At 45.5% G+C, this 20,619-nt stretch carries 9 protein-coding genes; 4 read left to right on the plus strand and 5 right to left on the minus strand.

Translation table 11 applies throughout. From position 1 onward, the window contains the following. Positions 1 to 142 precede the first annotated feature (142 nt). Positions 143 to 643 carry a hypothetical protein gene (locus tag JQC93_RS01700; protein ID WP_205156736.1) on the plus strand — a complete coding sequence of 167 codons (501 nt, stop codon included), beginning with the start codon at positions 143 to 145 and terminating at the stop codon, positions 641 to 643. A gap of 44 nt (positions 644 to 687) precedes the next feature. On the opposite strand, the gene JQC93_RS01705 is transcribed toward JQC93_RS01700, so the two are convergent. The 4 genes from JQC93_RS01705 to malT all read right to left on the minus strand — a co-directional run bounded on the left by JQC93_RS01705 (position 688) and on the right by malT (position 7,306). Then, positions 688 to 1,545, minus strand: a complete 858-nt coding sequence (locus JQC93_RS01705; RefSeq protein ID WP_205156737.1) for a pirin family protein — start codon at positions 1,543 to 1,545, stop codon at positions 688 to 690. 872 nt (positions 1,546 to 2,417) lie between these two features. Then, the gene (locus JQC93_RS01710) at positions 2,418 to 3,665 is read right to left on the minus strand and encodes a cysteine desulfurase-like protein (RefSeq protein ID WP_205156738.1); all 1,248 of its coding nucleotides are present in this window, start codon (positions 3,663 to 3,665) and stop codon (positions 2,418 to 2,420) included. Then, a complete protein-coding gene (locus tag JQC93_RS01715) occupies positions 3,649 to 4,299 on the minus strand; it encodes a 2OG-Fe dioxygenase family protein (protein WP_205156739.1) in 651 nt (216 codons plus the stop codon). Before JQC93_RS01715 ends, JQC93_RS01710 begins: the two co-directional genes overlap by 17 nt. Before the next feature lie 298 nt (positions 4,300 to 4,597). Further along, a complete protein-coding gene (gene malT, locus JQC93_RS01720) occupies positions 4,598 to 7,306 on the minus strand; it encodes an HTH-type transcriptional regulator MalT (RefSeq protein WP_205156740.1) in 2,709 nt (902 codons plus the stop codon). A 526-nt stretch (positions 7,307 to 7,832) separates the two neighbouring features. Between malT and JQC93_RS01725 the strand changes: the two genes are divergently transcribed. From JQC93_RS01725 to glgB, 3 genes are all read left to right on the plus strand, one after another. After that, a complete protein-coding gene (locus JQC93_RS01725; protein ID WP_205156741.1) occupies positions 7,833 to 10,286 on the plus strand; it encodes a glycogen/starch/alpha-glucan phosphorylase in 2,454 nt (817 codons plus the stop codon). Positions 10,287 to 10,457: 171 nt separating this feature from the next. Further along, positions 10,458 to 12,641 (plus strand): 4-alpha-glucanotransferase, encoded by a 2,184-nt coding sequence (malQ, locus tag JQC93_RS01730; protein WP_205156742.1) that lies wholly within the window; start codon positions 10,458 to 10,460, stop codon positions 12,639 to 12,641. Between the two features lie 199 nt (positions 12,642 to 12,840). Then, a complete protein-coding gene (gene glgB, locus JQC93_RS01735) occupies positions 12,841 to 15,021 on the plus strand; it encodes a 1,4-alpha-glucan branching protein GlgB (protein ID WP_328832939.1) in 2,181 nt (726 codons plus the stop codon). Between the two features lie 87 nt (positions 15,022 to 15,108). Here glgB and JQC93_RS01740 read toward each other — a convergent pair whose 3' ends face one another. After that, positions 15,109 to 20,460 carry an ATP-binding protein gene (locus JQC93_RS01740; RefSeq protein ID WP_205156743.1) on the minus strand — a complete coding sequence of 1,784 codons (5,352 nt, stop codon included), beginning with the start codon at positions 20,458 to 20,460 and terminating at the stop codon, positions 15,109 to 15,111. Positions 20,461 to 20,619: the final 159 nt, after the last annotated feature.

Here is a 20,619-nt window from a genome sequence, read left to right on the forward strand (position 1 = left end):
GTTGGTTACTTCAAATAAGGCCGTTCATTCATAATGAGCGGTTTTTTTTCGCTCGTAAAGTGATGACTTCCCTGCGACATTGATGATCGCTCTAGGGGGACGTTTCGTATACATTGTGACTGATTCATTTTAGGAAAAAACCATGATTACAGTGGTCGTTGAAGACAAAATGCAAATCGATTATCAATACTGTTTAACCGAGCCTGAAGGTCAACACTTTGCACCAGATTTTGACCCTCACCTTACCCCTAAGCAGATGTTAGCCCTGGGCGTGTTTGGCGGGAAGTATTTGACCGATTGCCAGAATGAGTTCCCGAAAGATTGGTTTGAGCAGGCGCGCATTAGTCCAGACATTAAAGATACCTCCCTTAACTATTTTGGTGTAGATGCGTCCCAACCGCTGGCTGAGTGGCAACGAAAAGGGTGGATACACCCACAAGATCCTCGAGGATGGTTTCAGTGGTATTGCCGGTACTATATGGGGCGCAGAACTGAGGATGATGCAAGACAAATCAAACGATGGAAGAGCTTTCGACGTCATTGGAGTGCAGTAGTTAAGAATTGCGAGCCCTTTGACCACAATTGTCGTAAAAAACAGCGTCAAGCCCTACTGCACTGGGCGTATGACTCAACGCGCATTTAATCAACGATGCTCCCAAATTATTCAGCGTACAACGACGTTGCTATTCAGTAAGTTTCGAATACGCCACTGTTGTAGTCCTGAATCGTTTGTTCGATTTCTTGCATCGTGTTCATTACAAACGGTCCATAATGAGCGACGGGCTCGTTAAGGGGCTCACCACTCAATATCAATACCCCCGATGGAATATCAGCAGATTTCAAAGCCACCGTGTCACCTGGTGATAGCACAGCCAGCTGACCTTGTTTGATGGTTTGGTTGTCCATATTCATCTCGCCTTTGTAGACAAAAAGCAGCGTATTATGGCTCTGTGGCACCTCAAACTGCAGAGATTGCTCGGATTCAGGTGCCCAATCGGCAACGGTAGCTTCGGCGGCCGTATCGGTTAATGCAGCTTGGTAGGTTTTAGCCTCCACGCCAATTTCACCAGCAAGCAATCGTAAAGGACTATTTTGCTGATCATGGAGCGGCACTTCTACAATCGATTCTGGCTGAAAGTCTTTATACTTTGCAGGGGTCATTTTGTGGCTGGCAGGCTGATTGATCCATAACTGGAATCCGTGAAGTTCACCATCGGTCATAATAGGCATTTCACTGTGTATTACGCCTCGTCCCGCAGCCATCCACTGGGCGCCTCCTCCTCTGAGCTCACCTACGTTACCCATATGGTCGCGATGCTGAAAGTGGCCGTGCTTCATGTAGGTGAGTGTTTCAATTCCACGATGTGGGTGCGGAGGAAATCCACCGACGTAATCTTTTGACTGATCGGATTTAAGTTCGTCCAACATTAAAAAAGGTGAGAACTGGCTGTTTTGAAATCCAGCTACACGCGAAATCTTAACACCGTCACCATCGCTGGTCGGGTGGGCTGCAATGAGCTGTTTTACCGTTTTAAATAGAGTCATGTGTATCTCCTTGGTTAAAGTGAGTATAAAAGGAGCGGTATCGAGTCTGTAGTCGGCAAGATTTATCAAGATGGTCAAAAAATTTGATGTAGTTGAAGGCATAAACCTATGCGATAGCGCATTCGAAACAGTAAAATAACGCTTTAAAGGGAATGATGGTGCGGTCAAACAGCAGTTAAAGTGACAACAGCTGATAGGTGTAGATGTGAAAGGAGGATCTGGTTTTCCTCATCTAGGCTAGCCGGCCTATTGAGAGAAAAGAAAGCTAGCCGCTTGCGACTAGCCCACTAAATAAAAAAGGAATGCAAAACCGAAATTCCACTATTTCACACTCTAACAATTATTGTTGTATCCATTGCTTTGCTAAAGCTGCCAAAGGACATGTCGCTCGTTCAGCGAGACGAGATGAAGATCACCACCTTATTGGTACGCTAACTGATTCACTAACTCTTTGAGCCGTGTGCGATTGCTGTCTTGTTTACTTAGCCGGAATTGCCAATATTGCTGCGCCGCTTTCCTTTTGCTGGCTTGGGTGTAGGTCATTTTTTTGCGACCGCACTTCGAGCCGCTACGTTTATTGCTACTAAAGTTTCTGGTAGGCACTTATTCCTCCAATATCAACAACTAATGAGCTTACATCTAGTAGTACCGCATCTAGTTTTCAGAATTATTGCGCATGCTCTGAAAGTTGTAGAATCATTGTTAGTTGATTGGATTCTTTGCCACCGCTCACATAATTGCCTACCAAACCCGCTGATGATTACTATCTATTGATATGGACAGGGTTTGCCCAACGCCCAGCCTGTTCACAATGCTCTAGCGCCCCCACTTCGATGCTAACGGTGAGTTAGCGAAGCAAGGATTACCCCATGTTATAAAGTGATCTCTGTTTCTGGCAGCAGAGCAAAAAGGTTGTCGCACAGCGCATCGACTTCTTGCAGGGTGTTGTAATGCATAAATCCAATACGAAGTACGCCGTTATCATCGAGTCCGAGCTGTTTGATTAATCCAAGCGCATAAAAATGACCATTCCAGGCACAGATATTGTGTTTACCTAACGCTGTGGCCGCCTGTTTTGGCGATACACCATCAAAGGTGAGAGCGAACGTTGGTGTTCGGATTGCACTCGCGCTTTGGGATGAACCATGCAGCGTAATTGCTGAGCGCTGACTGATTCTGCTTAGGAAACGTTCGCTCAATGCCTGTTCATGAGCATTAATTTGTTCAAAGCTTTGTTGCAGTCTCTCACGCAAAGGCTTGGTGGGATTGCCCCATTGAGCCAGATAATCGACGGTTGCAATGAAGCCTGCCAATGCTTCAAAATTTTGTGTGCCTGTTTCAAAACGGCCAGGCCCAATGTTGGTTGCAGGTTCCACTTTGTACGGCGACAAGCTATGAAGCCATTGGTCAGCAACATAAACAATGCCTAAGTGTGGTCCAAAAAATTTGTACGCAGAACAGGCAAGAAAATCGCAACCTAGTTGTTGCACGTCAATGAGATGGTGAGGGGCGTAGTGGACAGCATCGACGTACACCAGAGCACCCACATTGTGCGCGGCTTCAACCACTCGTTGTACATCAACAATGCTTCCCGTGGTATTTGACGCGTAGGTCAGAGCCACCAGTTTTGTATTCGGGCTTAATAAGCTTATTAAGTGTTCGACGTCTAACGAGCCGGTCTCAGTATTGACGCGAGCCTGATGCAAAGTGGCCCCTTTATCTTCAGCCGCTTGTTGCCAGCTAGAGACATTGGAGTAATGATCAAGCGCTGTTACGATCACTTCATCCCCCATTTGCCACTGGCGAGAAATTGCACGGCTCAGTGAGAATGTGAGACTGGTCATATTTGCCCCAAACACAATATTGCCTGCAGATTCAGCATTCAGCAGGGTTTGGGCGTGCTCGCGAGCCGTCGTAACCAGATCGGTGGTTATCCTGCTAGAAAAGTAGTGCCCACCAAGGTTGGAATTAAAGTGACCGAGATATTGCACCATAGCGTCGAGCACCGATTGAGGTACTTGAGAACCACCGGGGCCGTCGGCAAAGATGACAGGTTCGCCTTGATAAGTTTGGTTTAATGCTGAAAACTGAGCTCGAGCTTTATCAGGAGTGAAGAGCATGTGAGGCCTCTTTCGCGGTTAATACAAATACGTCCATATGACCTTCCTCACCTCGTTGTATCGAACGAATAGGCTGGGCGTTGTGCCATAGAACATCATCAGCCAAAATCGCAATCTCACCGTTCTCGAGTACTTTGCGGAAAAACGGGGCTTGATGTTGATCTTCATAGAGCATGATTTCGCCGCCAACAATGTTGTGACGACCAATTCCAATGAGGGCAATATGGTCGAATCCATCTTGGTGTACGCCTTCTGGTGCCACTTGTGTTTCGTCATAAATGGCAGTGATGCGCATTTGATGAATTTCAATTTCTTGGCCATCAGGTAGGTTGTTGGTTTCCATAAACTTTTGGCACATCTCACTCATGCCTTCACTGGATAACGTACACTCTTCAATGGCTTCGAACTCGCGTACAACGTTGCCTTGAAAATGATTAATCTCTTCGGTTTGCATAAACTCGGTTTTACCCGTGCTGACCACTTTACCTTGCTCGACACGAATCACTGAATATCGTCTTAAACGGTATTGGCCATCGGCATGTTGAGTGCGTGGAAGTTGAGTAAAGCTTGGTGAAAGTTGAGATAGTGCTTTTTCGCTAAGCTGGGTGATGTGTAGGGTATGTGCATGTAACATTACGGTCTCCTCAGAAACACACATGTTTATAATTGTTGTTTACATTTGATTTACATTTATTCTTTATTAATATTCTATATAAATCAATAAATATCGAGTTAAGCTCGATAATTTTGCGCAAATAAAGAGCTTTGAACTGCTTGTTAATTTATTGTTGGTGATTACGGCTGGTTTCTTTGCTTTGCGACATCGAAAACTAGATAGTTTTACTGCTAAACGAACTAACCCTATATAAAACAAGCAATTAAAAAGCCCTGCATAGGCAGGGCTTCATTTGATGCGTGACTAGTAGCCAGACTTACATACCCATAAGGCTCATCAGTCGCTCAGCGGTTTCGATCGCCTCTTTACGATTGGCAATATTGAGTTTTTGATACAAGTTACGTATGTGGGTTTTAATCGTAGTCCCAGCAACATCAAGTTCATGAGCGATTTGTTCATTGCTGTAGCCGGAGTAGATCAACCCAAGTACTTGCCACTCCCGCTGAGTTAGCGGACTGGTTCTTACCAGCTCTGGAATATTCGGGTGATTGACTAAGCGCTCAACAAATTCTTCGTCAAAATGGACAAAACGGCTGCGCTGCTTACTGGATATCTCTTTAATCAGTGACTGTGCGCGATGCTTCTCTAGGTCGCCAAGGTCGCCGCGTTGGATCAGTTTTTCGAGTAAGCGACCAGCAATAGCACCTTCAATGAGGAAGTTAGCCACCATGCCAGTTTGATTGGTCAGTTTAATGGCTTGCAACATCAGATTCATGGCGCCTTCTTCTTGCCCTAAGGCATCGGCTAACAGCGCTTGTACAATTAGGTTTCGATTACGATCGGTCAGTAGCTCGTGTGAGTCGGCTTGCTCAACCAAAAATGCCACGGACTGTTTAGCGGCTTCAAGCTGGCCTAAATAGATCTGCGCACGTGCAATATTACGCCACTGCAACTGCATAAAGTGATTTGGTGCAATCTCAGGTCGCTCTGCGTTGTCTAACCATTTTTGCATGTCGTCATGCTGTTCTTTGGCTTGCCAGAACAATATGAGGGTAAGCGATGCGTTAGCGCTCCAATCAATATGATAGGTTGATTCGTTCAGTAGCTGCTGGATGTGCTCAACAAAGCGACCGGCGCGATCCAACTCCCCGCGGCCAATGGCGATTCGAGCTAACATCGAGTAACAGTGTAGGTGCTTGCTGGCGGCTTTTTCTCCCAGCACATCGATTCCGCGATACGCATACTCTTCGGCTTCATCAAAACGATTCCAGCACCACAATACTTGAGAGCGGATACGCAACAAGAACTCATGCAGTGGAAGTTGATGCAGTTGTTGCTCCTCAATCAGCTTAAAGGCACTATCTTGTACTTCGTAAGCAGCTTGGACGTAGCCTTGGGCAATCAAAATTTCACTCTGTTGAAGAAGCGCCCACAAAGCCTGATTAAAGACTCGATATTGGCGCGCGAGTTTCTCTGTTTGCTGCATCATAGGTAGAGCGCGGTTTAGGCGGCCCAATACGTGGTTGACCTCGCCAATCACAGAGGTGGCGAAAATGCGACTACGTGAATCATTATTGTCGATTTGGCTCAGAGCAAGCTCGGCAAGTTGAAGGGCTTTTTCGGGCTTGCCAAAGTTAATGGCGACTTGTGCAAGCAGCGCGTTAACTTGACCCATTTCGCTTTCTGAAATAGGGATATTACGCTCTTCAAGTTGCTTGGCTGCTTCAGTGAGTAGCTCCTCAACCACATTGTAGCGATGTTGAGTCTGAGCAACCCAAGCTCTTAGTAATGGAATTTTTGGGTTTGAATACAGTTCATCATCACTGAGCTCTTGGATTGCCTGCTCCATGACCGCAAATTCCGCCATATTGAACATGGTCCAGCCATGTTTTACCAATATGGTGACGCACAACTCCGAATCTTTGGCTTTTTGAGCGTGATAGAGTGCTTGGCTAGGGCTATTGAGATTGAGCCACGCTTCTGCCGCACGTTGATGCAACATTTGTTCTTGTTGTGGAATGCGGGCAAGTCGCTCATGACCTAGGAAGTCATTGAACAGGCGATGGAATCGATACCAGTTTTGCTCGCCCTCAATCATGGTGACAAACAGTCCAAATCGATTGAGGTTTTCTAACGCCGACAGGGCGTCATCCCGATTGGTCACTTGCGAGACCAGCGCGTCGTTAAAGGTTTCTAATACCGAGCACTGCAGTAGGAAAAGCTGAGTTTTCTCATCTAGGAAGTCAAATACTTCTTCAACGAGGTACTCCCAAAGATGCGCATGATTAAAGTCGGCCATCGATTCGGCAGACTGAGCCAAACTGATGTTTTGCTGCTGAGCTTGGATTGCGATCAGTTGCAGTGCCGATGGCCAACCTTCAACGTAACCGCGCAAATTGTTGGCAGTGTCGCTGTCGATGTCGTTACCAGTGCGAGAACTCAAGAATCGAGTCGTTTCTTCAGTGTCAAAAGCTAGAAGCTGATCGTTTATTTCGATCATAAGATCGCGAACACGCAAGTTAGCGATGCCAAGTGGAGGATTCGCGCGACTGGTTACCACGACGGTAATGTTATCGGGCATGTGCTTTAAAAAGAAGCGCAACCCTTCGTGTATTTCTTCGTTATTAATGATGTGGTAATCATCGAGCACCACAAAGGCTTCTTCGTGATATTGGCCTAACTCACCGAAGATCTCGCCCATTAAGCTCATTACTGAAGAGAACTGGCGTTTTTCTGCCAATGATTGTGCCGTTGGACACGCCCCGTGGGTGGCTCTATTTAACGCTTGGATAAAGTAGTTCATGAATCTAACGGTGTCATTATCACTGTCATCTAAACTCAACCAGCCAAGGTTGGGGCAGTCTGCAAGCCACTGTGCCGCCATGGTGGTTTTACCGTAACCAGCGGGAGAGCGAAATAGTACCAGCTTATAGTGAGAAGCTTGATTAACTAGATCCAACACTCTTGGTCGTAGTATTGCGTTGTGCAAACGGCCAGGGCGAGTAAGTTTAGAGGGTATCCACATAGCTATTAGTGATCCTAAGAGTTCTTAATGACAATTTTGATTTCGTTGAGTACACGCTTGCGCACCGGCAACTAGTGTACGTCAATTTATTGAGCCATCAGATTGATCAAAGTCCTATTTGGCTATTTTCGGGCCACAACGGCTTATCTACGCCCTATTAATGTGATGCGCATCTCAATTGGTTGGTGGTCGAAAGGGTAGGTAGTGAGATTTAGAGCGATATTTGGTGAGGCGGAGAATAAATAATTGCGTGATCTAACTCTCAAAATGCGCGCGAATACGCTTGGCTACGCATTTTGTGAGGTTGGTTAGATTTCTGTGTAAAGAGCTGTTTTTGGTGATCGTGGTCACGAGAAATATGGCAGTAGTTCACTCCTATGAGAGTTAGATCAACACAGATACCACCTCTACGACTCTACGCCCTTATTCCTCCTCCTCCTCCTCCTTGATACGGGAGGATGTTCTTAAAACTGTAACACCCCATGATGTATACAAGATGAAGTTAACCCAAATGTGAGATTTCGAGATGAAACCTACTCAACAGAAGCAATTTGATAAAAAAGCTTTTCAAGAAAGCGTTAAGAATCACCTGTCAGCGACTTATGCGACAACAGTAGAAGACGCAAATGCTCGTCATTGGTACCTAGCAATGGGTCGTGCACTTGCCGACTTAACTACGTTCGATCTACTGGCAACAGAATCAGACGAGAAAATCAAAAACGCAAAAAGCGTTAACTACTTATCTCTAGAATTCCTTATCGGTCGTCTAACGGGTAACAACCTTATCAGCATGGGCCTGTACGAAGCTGTAACAGACGCAATGGAAGAGCTAGGTCATAACCTTACAGACCTTCTTGAAGAAGAGCGTGACCCCTCATTGGGTAACGGTGGTCTAGGTCGTCTTGCCGCTTGTTTCATGGATTCATGTGCTGCTCAAGAATTTCCAACTGTGGGTTACGGCCTGCACTATGAATACGGTCTATTTAAGCAATCTTTTGAAGATGGTCGCCAGAAAGAAGCACCTGACGCATGGCGTGGTGTTGAAGGCTACCCGTGGGAAGTGGCTCGCCCAGACATCGCACAAGAAATTGGTTTCTACGGCCACGTAGAAGTTGTTCACGTCGACGGTAAAGAAGTGCGTAAGTGGGTTCCTGGTATGAGTGTAAAAGCTATGCCTTGGGATTTGCCAATTGTTGGTTACGAGTCAGACACTGTTTACCCACTGCGTCTTTGGGAATGTCAGGCAATTGCCCCATTCTCTCTAGAAAGCTTTAACAACGGTGACTACTTTGAAGCTCAGCACTCGCTCATCGATGCGGGTAACATCACTAAAGTTCTATACCCGAACGACAACCACGAGAAAGGCAAAACTCTGCGTCTAATGCAGCAGTACTTCCACTCAGCAGCGTCGGTTCGCGATATTTTACGTCGTCACGAAGCAGCGGGCTTTACACTAGAGCAACTTCCAGAGCAAGAAACCATTCAGCTTAACGATACACACCCAACCATCGCTATCCCTGAATTAATGCGCATCTTGATGGATGAGAAAGGGCTTAACTGGGATCAAGCTTGGGAAATCAGCTCTAAGACATTCGCTTACACCAACCACACTCTACTGCCAGAAGCATTAGAAACTTGGCCAGAGTCGTTAATCCAGCGTCTACTTCCACGTCACATGGAAATCATCTTTGAAATCAACCACCGCTTCCTACAAGAAGTTCGTAAAATGTGGCCTGGCGACGGTGAAAAGCAAGCTAAGCTTTCTATCATCCAAGAAGGTTTCAACCGTATGGTGCGCATGGCTAACCTATGTGTAATCGGTTCTTACGCAGTTAACGGTGTAGCGGCACTTCACTCAGAGTTGGTTAAGAAAGACCTATTTCCTGAATTCCACGAAATGTTCCCAACACGTCTACATAACGTGACAAACGGTATTACACCACGTCGTTGGCTGAAGTTCTGTAATCCAGGCCTGTCTAACTTAGTCTCTGATAAGGTTGGCACTGAGTGGCCAGTTAAGCTTGAGCAACTTGAAGGTATCTCTCAATTCGCTACAGACAAGAAATTCCAAAAAGAATTTATGGCTGTTAAGAAAGAGAACAAAGAGCGTTTGGCTGCTTGGGTTAAAGAGAACATGGGTATTGAGCTAAATACTGATGCTATCTTTGATGTAATGATCAAACGTCTGCACGAGTACAAGCGTCAGCAACTTGACTTGCTACACATCTTGTCTCTGTACCACCGCATCATCAACGAGCCTAACTTCGAGTGCACACCACGCGTATGTTTCTTCGGTTCTAAAGCGGCGCCAGGTTACCACCTAGCGAAAGAGATCATCTTTGCTATCAACAAGATCGCTGAGAAGATCAACAACGACCCACGCATTGGCGACAAGCTGAAAGTGGTCTTCATCCCTGACTACCGTGTAAGCATGGCTGAAATGCTGATCCCAGCCGCTGACGTTTCTCAGCAAATCTCAATGGCAGGCAAAGAAGCATCAGGTACCGGTAACATGAAGATGGCTCTAAACGGCGCCCTAACTATCGGTACGATGGACGGTGCGAACGTTGAAATCCGTGAAGAAGTTGGTGATGAGAACATCTACATCTTCGGTCTTGATGTTGACGGCGTTAATCGTGTTAAAGCTGCCGGCTACAACCCGTATGACTACTACAACGCGGATCACCTACTGAAAGCGTCTATGGACCTACTACTAGGTGAGGAGTTCACTCCAGGTCAACCAGGACTGCTTCGTGCAACATACGACAGCCTACTAGACGGTGGTGACCCATACCTATGTCTTGCAGACTTCGCGTCTTACGTGAAAGCGCACGAAGATATGGGCGAGCAGTACAAAGACCAAGCTGGCTGGGCTAAGAAAGCGATTCTTAACACAGCACTAGTGGGTAAATTCACTTCAGACCGTTCAATTCGCGACTACGTGAACAACATCTGGAAACTAGAAGCGGTTAACCGTTAATAGTGATTCATTTAGGCGCCCAGATGCTGGGCGCCTAAGTTGTTAGCCTTAAAACCTAATAAATAATGAACATTCCAAAAGTGGCTATTGCCCAACAGAAAAGCCACTCCTGGAATGGAAACAAAAGTTTAAGCACATATTAGATGAAGGACTTGTCCTTCGGAGAGAGCAATGAAAGATCAATCTGTACTAAAACAAGTTGCGGAACAAGCGCGCATCGCTGACAACTATGTCAGTGCATGGGGCGATGAAGCATATGTGAGCGACGAGACGATTCGTCGCCTTTTAGGTTCAATGGGTTACGACGTTTCGTCAGATGAAGCGTTACTCGCTTCTGCAGAAAAGAAACATAAAAAGCCTGTGCTAGAAGCGGTTAAGGTGGTTAAGAAAGGTCAACCTATTGAGATTGAGCTTAATCTTGGCACCAGCGCCCGCGAAAGCGAATTTTCTTGGAAAATCAATACCGAGCAAGGGCAAGTCCTAGAAGGTTACCTACAGTCTCAAATTGTTCGCGATGACCGTGAGCAAGGTGGTGCTTTAGTGTTTGCTCTTCCTGCTGATATTGATTTGGGCTACCACACCTTGGAAGTATCCCGTAAGCGTCGTAAAACGCCATACGAGATGACTCTAATCGTTGCGCCAACTGCGTGTTATAAGCAACAGCCTATTGTTGACGGTAAGAAAATTTGGGGCCCAAGTGTACAGCTTTACACATTGCGAACTCAACACAACTGGGGCTTGGGCGACTTTGGCGATCTAAAACAACTGGTTGCAGAGATTGCGGAACGTGGTGGCGACTTTGTGGGCTTGAACCCAATTCACTCACTGTTTCCAGCAAACCCAGAAGGGGCGAGCCCTTACAGCCCGTCTTCTCGTCAGTGGCTGAATGTGATGTACATTGATGTCAGCTCAGTTCCAGAATTTTCTTTGAGTGCCGAAGCACAACAAAAAGTCGGCAGCTCGGACTTCCAAAGACGATTGCAAGCGGCTCGTGACTCTCATTGGGTAAATTACAGTGAAGTGTCTGCACTGAAAATGAGTGTACTACCGATTTTGTTTGAAGAGTTCAAATCTCGTCACCTGACTAAAGTGACTGAGCGCGGTCGTGCTTTCCTAGACTTCGTCGAGCAAGGCAGTGACAGTCTATTGCACCAAGCTGCGTTTGATGCACTTCATCAAGTATTGCACGATGAGGATTCTAACGTATGGGGCTGGCCTGTATTCCCTGAGAAATACCGCCGCTTCGACGCTCCGGCAACACAGAAGTTCATCAAAGATAACCAAGAGAAAGTGCAGCTATACATGTACATGCAGTGGCTTGCAGACTCTCAGGTTAATGAAGTTCAGGCGCTAGCGGAAGATAAAGGTATGGCCGTTGGTTTGTATCGCGACCTAGCGGTTGGCGTTGCCGACTGTGGATCGGAAACTTGGGCCGACGAAGGAAACCTAATCTTGGATGCGAGCATTGGTGCTCCACCTGATATTCTTGGCCCTCTAGGTCAAAACTGGGGTTTACCACCATTGAATCCACAGGTTCTGCTCGATACCGCTTATGATGCGTACATTAAACTACTTCGCGCCAACATGAAGCATTGTGGTGCATTGCGTATCGACCACGTATTGGGCCTACTTCGCCTATGGTGGATACCTAAAGGTGAAAATGCAACCCAAGGGGCGTATATGTACTACCCTGTGGAAGATATGATTTCTATCCTTGCGCTAGAATCTCATCGCTACCAGTGTTCAGTCATTGGCGAAGATCTAGGAACTGTGCCAGATGAAGTTGTAGGTATTCTAAAAGAAGCCGGCATCCACTCTTACAAAGTGTTCCCATTTGAAACAGCGGAAGACGGTGGCTTTATTTCACCTGGACATTACGAACCTCAGTCTATGTCGGCTATCTGTACGCACGATATGCCTACACTTCGCGGATTTTGGCATTGCGATGACCTTAAGATGGGTAAAGAGCTTGGTTTGTATCCAAACCAAGAACAACTGGAAACATTGTTTGCAGACCGTCTAGAGTGTAAGCAGGGTATATTGGACAGCATGCGTGGTCATACACAGAACTGGCTTTCAGAAGGTATTGGTTACGATGCTCAATTTGTTCCAATGGACCGCTTCCTCGCCGAAGCGATTCAACTTCACGTAGCGGCAGGTTCGTCAACGCTGTTAAGTACTCAGCTTGAAGACTGGTTGGAAATGGACAAACCAGTTAATATTCCTGGTACCGTCGATGAATATCCAAACTGGCGTCGTAAACTGTCTATTAACCTAGATGAAGTGTTTGCTAAGGAAGAGGTCAATAGCATTGCTGCTAAACTGACCGAAGTACGCGCTAAAGCGTCTAAATAATCAGCAAAGCCCTTTTGGCAAAGGGGGAAATGGCGCATTGGTCAACAAATGCTGATTTTTTCTTTGCTACTATGAAAGCCCGCACTTATTTGCGGGCTTTTTTGTAACGGGGCTTTTTTCCCATTACAACATTGAGCCAAAGGCTCTAGTATTGAGTAAATGAGTAACGATTAATTCTAAAAAAATCAGGAGAGACCGCGTGAATCAAGAGATCAAAGCTGCACATGATTATTATCCATTATTGGAACAAGCCGCTTATTCTGATCCATTTTCACTTCTTGGGCCCTTTGTATGCCATAAAGAAGAGATAGGATTGCGGGTATGGATGCCCGGAGCAGACGCTGTTTCTGTGATTATTGGCGACGAGCGAATCGCGCTGACTCGTGATAAGGACAGTGCATTTGTTTTATTAGAACCTCGTGATTTGAGCTCCACCCACTATCAGTTGGCTGTTCAGTGGGGAGACAACGAGCAGATCATTGACGATCCTTATCAATACCACGCTCTCTATGAAGAGTTTGAGCACTTGCACACTCCAAAAGAGATGTACCGTCACATGGGTGCACAATTTATTGAGATGGAGCGTGAAGGTGAGCTAATTTCAGGCACGCGATTTTTGGTGTATGCCCCGCATGCGCAAGCAGTTAGTCTTGTAGGAAGCTTTAATGCGTGGGATGGCCGCCGAAATCCTATGCAACGTCTCGATTACGGTATTTGGGGGCTATTCATTCCGCACTTGGAAGAAGGCGCTCAATATAAGTTTGAAATGAAGGGACCGCAAGGCGAGGGCTTACCTCACAAAGCGGATCCTTGGGGATTCCAATCCGAGCAGCACCCATCGTTTGCTTCTGTAACCTACAATCACGAAAACTACGAGTGGCAAGATGATGCTTGGCAAGGCCGCCCATTTAGCGATAAGCGCAAGCAAGCTTTATCATTCTATGAGTTGCACGTAGGCTCTTGGCGTCGTGATGAGAAAGGTGACTTCCTTAACTATCGCCAACTGGCCGAGCAACTGATTCCTTATTTAGTTGAACTTGGTTATACCCATGTTGAACTCATGCCTGTCTCCGAACACCCTTTTTATGGTTCGTGGGGATATCAGCCAATAGGTCTATTTGCGCCAACCAGCCGCTTTGGTACACCAGATGACTTTAAGTATTTTGTTGACCAGTGTCACCAAGCAGGATTAGGTGTGGTTCTCGACTGGGTCCCAGCGCATTTCCCATCCGATGATCACGGCTTAGCAAACTTTGATGGCACTCCGCTCTATCACGATCCGGACCCGCGTCGCGGGTGGCACCAAGATTGGAGTTCATTCATCTATGATTTAGGTCGAGAGCACGTTCGTCGATTTTTAGTCTCCAACGCACTGTATTGGTTTGAGATGTTCCACATCGATGGCATTCGTGTGGATGCTGTTGCCTCGATGCTGTATCTGGATTACTCACGCAGTCACGATCAATGGATCCCTAATGTCGACGGTGGTCGTGAAAATTACGACGCCATTGCGACATTGAAGTGGATGAACGAAGAAGTGTATAAACACTTCCCGAATGCGATGACGATTGCGGAAGAGTCTACGGCTTTCCCTGGCGTCTCTGCCCCGACATTTTTAGGCGGTCTTGGCTTTGGTTTCAAATGGAATATGGGATGGATGCACGACAGCCTAAGCTATATCCAAGAAGATCCTATTCATCGTAAGTATCATCACAACACCATTACTTTCCCTTTGGTGTATGCCCATAGTGAAAACTACGTCTTGTCTCTATCGCACGATGAAGTGGTGTATGGCAAAGGTGCTCTACACGATAAAATGCCGGGGGATGAATGGCAGAAAACGGCTAATCTGCGTGCGTACTACGGTTACATGTATGCGCAACCGGGTAAAAAGCTCAACTTTATGGGTGCCGAATTTGGTCAAACAGGTGAATGGAACCACGACGATCAATTGCAATGGTTCTTGCTCGATTACGAACGTCACCAAGGGCTAAAAAATCTAACCCGCGATCTTAATCATCTGTATAAGTCAGAGGATGCATTGCACAGTTTGGATTGTGAGCCTAAAGGGTATGAGTGGCGTCTTCAAGATGATGCCGACCATAGTATTTTGGCTCATGAGCGCATCGGAGACAGTGGTGAACGTGTATTAGTTGTGACCAACTTTACGCCTGTTCCTTACTCCGGTTTTGATCTAGGAGTACCGAATGCAGGTCGTTATGAACTGATCTTAAACACCGACGCTAGTGTGTACAACGGAAGTAATTTCGAAATTAGGTCAGATATAGAAACTCGAGAAAAAGAATCGCAGAGCTTACCGCAATCTCTGCAACTAAACATTCCACCTCTCGCGACGTTGTATTACAAGTACATCGGATAAAGTCAGTGTAGTCGCATACATAACGACAGATAAGAGCTAGTGGCTTAGACGGTCGCTAGCTCTTTTTTTATGTCCGAGTCACCCACTTTATGACTCGAGCTGCTGTTGGATCTCTTTTAATAGCGCTTTAAGTTGCTGTGTGGCTCCATCGTAGTGATAGCCAGAAATCTGTTTTTCTATGTCATTTATCGCGACACTAAAGTGTGTGTGCTTAAGTCGTTCGACAAGCGTTAGAGACAGCTCACCTGCATCTATGTCGTATTCATCGACCAGCACAAGCAACCGTTCAAGCATCGGCACACAATCGGCTAATGGTGTTTCTTGACCGGTAGATAAGTCTTCTTTTAAAGGTTCATCTAAAGAGTGCGTGACTTGGCTAATCTCAGCGATGTAAGCTGTGATTCTGGTGCTTAATTGTTGATAATGGGGCAAAAGATCGTCGAGTCCATGAGCAACGTTATCGGGCTCAGTGCTAAAGTAAGCCTCATAGTCGGCGCAAAGCTGTTGCAGTTTTTTGGCGCCTATCGAGCCAAAAACACTTTTCAAAGTATGTGCTTCGCGAGTCGCATCATTCCACTGTTGTTGCTCAATGAAATGCTGCAAGTTGTTGAGGCGTTGAGGTGTATTGGCCAGCGTTTGATTGAGAATTCTCATAAGCAACGTTTGATTATTATTGGTATTCACCAGAGCGGCCGTTGGGTCAAACACCTCGCTGCTGAGGATTACGGAGTCACTCTCTGGGGGTATTGCAGTATCAGAATGACTCGCCATTGATGGGGATACCTTAGCGAGATAAGTAAGTAGAACTCGTTCGAATTCTCTCATTTCAATAGGTTTGGCCAAGAAATCGTTCATACCCACCAGTTTGACGTGCTCTAAGTCGTCGACCATGACGTTGGCGGTCATCGCGACAATAGGCGTCTGTGTATCAAATTGTCTAATTTGTTGTGTTGCTTCAAGGCCCCCTAGAATCGGCATTTGAATATCCATAAATATCAGATCGTAGTGATTGTCTCGGGCTTTGTTTACGGCGATTTTGCCGTTGCCCGCGATGTCGATATTGACCTTGTACTCTTCTAAAAGTCCGCACGCAAGCTCTTGATTTATCTCATTGTCTTCGACCAGTAGTATTGACTTAGCAATCATCTTATCGCGATGCGTTGCGAGCAGGTGAGCATGATCTGTCGTGTTCTGGTACACACTATCTAGATTGAATAATGCTCGGTAAAACTCACTAGGCAGGGCAGGGTCTGGAAGATGAGTGATGCCTTCTTTGAATAGAGTATTTACGATCGTTTCGTCTTGGTTAGGAACGACGATTTGCCAATGGTTTCGTTTTGATAACTCGATGGCAGAGCGTAATTGCGTAGGCGTGACGGATGTTCCCAATAAAACCACAAGCTGTTTTTGCCCCTGAGCTGTTACTGGAATATCGGTGAGATTATCAAAAAAATGTCCTTCGCTGTTCACCTGGCTTAATGCGCCCGAAATCAGTCTGTTCGAGGTTTGGTCACTGTTTTGTATCCAAACCTCTACCCGTTCAGCGTGTAGCGAAATCTGCTGACACCATGTTTGATAATCTTCTTTTGTGGGGTCGACGGGGATGCTGAGTTCGAAGTGGAACTCGCTTCCTGTATTTATTTCGCTGGTAACGCCAATATGTCCGCCCATGAGAGTCACTAGCTGCTTAGAAATGGATAACCCTAAACCTGTCCCTCCGTATTTTCGGGTGGTGCTGGCGTCCGCCTGTTGAAAGGATTCAAATAATATGGCTTGTTGTTGCGCTGTTATGCCTATTCCCGTGTCTTTGACCGCAAAGCGGATAGTCGCGGAGTTTTGTTCTGCTGACAGTAATTTGAGAGACAAGGTAATACTGCCATGTTCGGTAAATTTAGCAGCATTATTGGTGAGGTTAAGCAGAATTTGCGCGATTCGATTTGAATCGCCAACAAAGTGCCTAGGGACATCTGCGCCTATATCAACATAGAGTTTCAGTGATTTTTCACTGACTTTAACAGCCGTGACATCCAAAACATTTCGAATTAGATTTTGCAACTCAAATGGGTGTGGGTCTATGTCTAGTTTGCCGGCTTCAATCTTAGAAATATCAAGTATATCGTTGATTACATTAAGTAAAGAATTTGCAGATACACTTACTTTCTCGACATAGCGTTTTGCCAATGGAGGTAATTCTTCATTTAGGGCGAGATGCGACATCCCTATGATGGCGTTCATGGGCGTACGAATTTCATGGCTCATGTTAGCCAAAAAGTCACTCTTCGCCTGATTCGCTTTATCAGCGACTTCTTTAGAGTGTTCTAGGGCGTGAGTTAGCTCTTTTATTTCCGAAATGTCGTACGCCCAAAATAAGGTCGCATTCCCTCCGTTGTAGGGAATAAGGTAATAGCTGGCGAGTCCTGTAAATAGGGTACCGTCTGATTTTTTAAAGCCCATTTCGACGTCGACATACTTACCTTCACTCATCAATGCTTGATAAATGTTTTCTCGTGTCTGCGGGCTATCATAAATATTGTTGACGTTATAATCGCCAATGGTGTCATCACCGAGTTTGAAGAGCTCCAGAGCTCTATTGTTTGTATAGACGGCTGTATCGCTTTGTACAATGGCCACGGCAATAGGCGAGGAGTTTAGAATTTCAAACAGTTGCTGCTGCTGAAACTCCGCTTGTTTTTGAGCGATCTCTGTTTTTTCTACTTGGTGTGTCAAACGACGATAAGATAAGTAGAAAACGATAATGATGACGATAGAGAAAATACTGCTCACAATGAACAGTGTGTAATCGACTTTTTCTATGACTTTTGTCGGCGCCCATTTCTGTTGAAGGTTATACACGTCGTCCGCTTTAAGCGAGTTGATGGCTTTTGACAGGATAGACGCAAATATATGGTCACGATCCAGGGTATGAAAGGTTGGTGAGATAGAATACTGGAGGGTTGTTACTACGTTAACTTTGTCCAATTCCATTTGTTGAATAAGGTATTTAAGCACGAAGCTGGTGTCTATGACGGCGTCAACTTGCTTTGCGTCCATTAGCGTAAGCCCTTCGCTAGTACTGCTTACAATTTGCCAATCAATGTTTGGAAAACGTGATTTAATAAGCGGCGTATTCGCTGCTGCAGACAATATAGCGACTTTCTTGCCACTAAGATCTGCGATGGTAAATTGCGGATCAGGTAATGTGTCGCGCATTGCGATTGCTAAGCGGTCGGTGAAAATTGGGATGCTCGCTTTATAGTTTAAAGAGAGATAACTGTTTTCAGCCGCAGCAGAAACCAGTTTGACAGATTGTGACTCAACCAGTTTTATGGTGTCACTCCACGAATCGACTTCTATAGGTGCAAAGTTGATTTCTGTCGCCTCAGACAGCAAGGACAAAATCTCTGCGATGATGCCAACATACTGTCCGTCTACAAAGCCTTCATAGGGCAAAGCTACGGGATCGACACCAACTTCTACTATCGGATTGTCCGCTATCCATGCGAGCTCTTCAGTGGTTAGGTTGAGCTTGGTGTTATCTAACCCTAGCTGACGATATTGAAGCTCTAGATACTGAAAATCTTCTTCACTGAACTGATTAAATGACTTTAACGGCGGAATATATGCGCCACTTTGATAATGTTGGTCTAAGTCCGTATAGATGTGTATTTTACCGATCACATTTATTTGAGCATTTTCGGCCAAAACTAAGTCTCGCTCGAGGCGCGCTAGGTTTCGTTGCGGCAGATGATTGACTTGTTGCATCTTATTGTCAGCTTCCATGTATATGACCCGACGCAATGGAAGCTGGTCAGAAAAAATCTCGATAGCTCGTAAATCCCCGGGTAAATGGAAGATATTAATAACCTTCTCGATGCTTTGAAGGTCTTGTTTATTGACGTAGTACGCCAATATGTTAGTCAGTAAATTACTGCGTGCAATGAGAGGTGTTAGATCGTTATTGTGCGCGAAGCTTATCACTCGGTTATAGAGGGGAGAGCGAGTAAACTCGGATAAGTTGTCATTAAAGAGATCTCGTAACTTTTCGTCTCGAAACGCAACCGTAAGAGGAAGCGTGAGGTTTTCAAACTTTTCATTCAAGAAACTTAAACGCGAGACTGAGTCGAATATTTGATTGTTAAGCAGCCATCGAAACGCATTCTTTTCAAACAAAATCCCATCGATTTGCTGACTTTCTAATCCTGATTGAGCTGCCTCTAAAGTGGGAAATGGAGTGATATTTACGTTCGGGTATTCGGTGCGAATGGTCTGAACGATTTGATGTATTGGGCTGTCTTGCTCACCAGCGATGTACCCCAACCGAAACTGATCCTCACCGGCACGTTCCTCTGCAGAGACAAGTTCGGGGTTTTCACTGGAAATGAGCAGGCCATATTCCAATGTAAAGTAAGGCGCCGAGTGATAAAGCGTGCTCGAGGGTTCAAACTGCCCTAAGGCAAAATCCAAGTTAGAGTCACTGTTAAACTCTTCTTCCAGTGTATTGGTTTGCTGAGAAACGATGCCATCAATATAGAAGCCCATATCTTCAAGAATATGCTGAACAATACTTACTTCTAATCCGTAGTTACTTTTTTGCCCATAGACGTAGGGTTGCGCACCCTGTTTGTAAACACCATGAATAGGTTGCGTGTATTGCTTGTTTTTAAGCCATTGGGTGCGAATGCTGTTTTCTTGTCGTAACGTAATGTTTGTAAGTGATTTATTGACGAGCTGAAGGAGTGTAGCGTTTGAGTTTTTGGTGCCCATGGTGAGTACAGTACTGTCCATAATGTTTGCTTTGGTCAGCAAATCAATATTAAACAGGTTGAGCTCTTCAATTAGATACTGTGTCGTTAATAGTTCGGCAATTACGATGTCAATTTCACCTGCATCCAGTGCCCGTATTGCACTGCGTTTGTTTTTAAATACCTTAATGGTGGCTCCCGGATAGGTCTTTTGAATGAGCTCTTTAACCAAAGAGCCTTCCCAGATTCCGATGTTACTCGACTCGTAGCTTGAGGTGTCCCACAAGCTAGGGGTATCGGAGCGAGAACTCCCAAAATGATAAAGATCAAACGGAAAGTAACTTTGTGTGGAAGCGATTCTATTAAGAATTTTTGGAGTATCGAGTAACATCGGCATTAAATCGATCTCACCAGATTCGATAAGAGTGAGCATCTCCTCACTGGTTTTTCCTGTGACATCGACATAATCAAAATCTATTCCGAGTGACGTTTCGATGATATCTAAATAGTCTCGTACAATACCGCGTTGTTGACCTTGTGTGTCTAAATAGATAAATGGATAGTACGCGCGAGAATACGCTACTTTTAGGGTAGGATTCTTTATCAGCCAGTCTTTTTCTTGGTCGGTGATTTGCATTTCAGACGCGAACAGTAGTGTGGAAAAAAGCAGACTTAGAAAAGGTAGTATGAAACGCAATGGCAAAGCCTCCTAGCTGATTTTATGGCCAAAGTGATCGCAGCACTTGTCTGTTTAGCATAGTCTGGTATTCCTAAATAAGACTATGTTTTTAATAATTTTTAGAATAATTGGACCGTTTATGTGACTTCTGCGTATGAACGATTAAACAAGGAGTTC

It is taken from the genome of Vibrio ulleungensis (assembly GCF_016900875.1).
GTDB lineage: Bacteria > Pseudomonadota > Gammaproteobacteria > Enterobacterales > Vibrionaceae > Vibrio > Vibrio ulleungensis.

Excerpts from the sequence above, each read along its gene's own strand:
- JQC93_RS01700 (WP_205156736.1), top strand. The coding sequence starts at position 143 with ATGATTACAGTGGTCGTTGAAGACAAAATGCAAATCGATTATCAATAC.
- JQC93_RS01705 (WP_205156737.1), bottom strand. The coding sequence starts at position 1,545 with ATGACTCTATTTAAAACGGTAAAACAGCTCATTGCAGCCCACCCGACC.
- JQC93_RS01710 (WP_205156738.1), bottom strand. The coding sequence starts at position 3,665 with ATGCTCTTCACTCCTGATAAAGCTCGAGCTCAGTTTTCAGCATTAAAC.
- JQC93_RS01715 (WP_205156739.1), bottom strand. The coding sequence starts at position 4,299 with ATGTTACATGCACATACCCTACACATCACCCAGCTTAGCGAAAAAGCA.
- malT (WP_205156740.1), bottom strand. The coding sequence starts at position 7,306 with ATGTGGATACCCTCTAAACTTACTCGCCCTGGCCGTTTGCACAACGCA.
- JQC93_RS01725 (WP_205156741.1), top strand. The coding sequence starts at position 7,833 with ATGAAACCTACTCAACAGAAGCAATTTGATAAAAAAGCTTTTCAAGAA.
- malQ (WP_205156742.1), top strand. The coding sequence starts at position 10,458 with ATGAAAGATCAATCTGTACTAAAACAAGTTGCGGAACAAGCGCGCATC.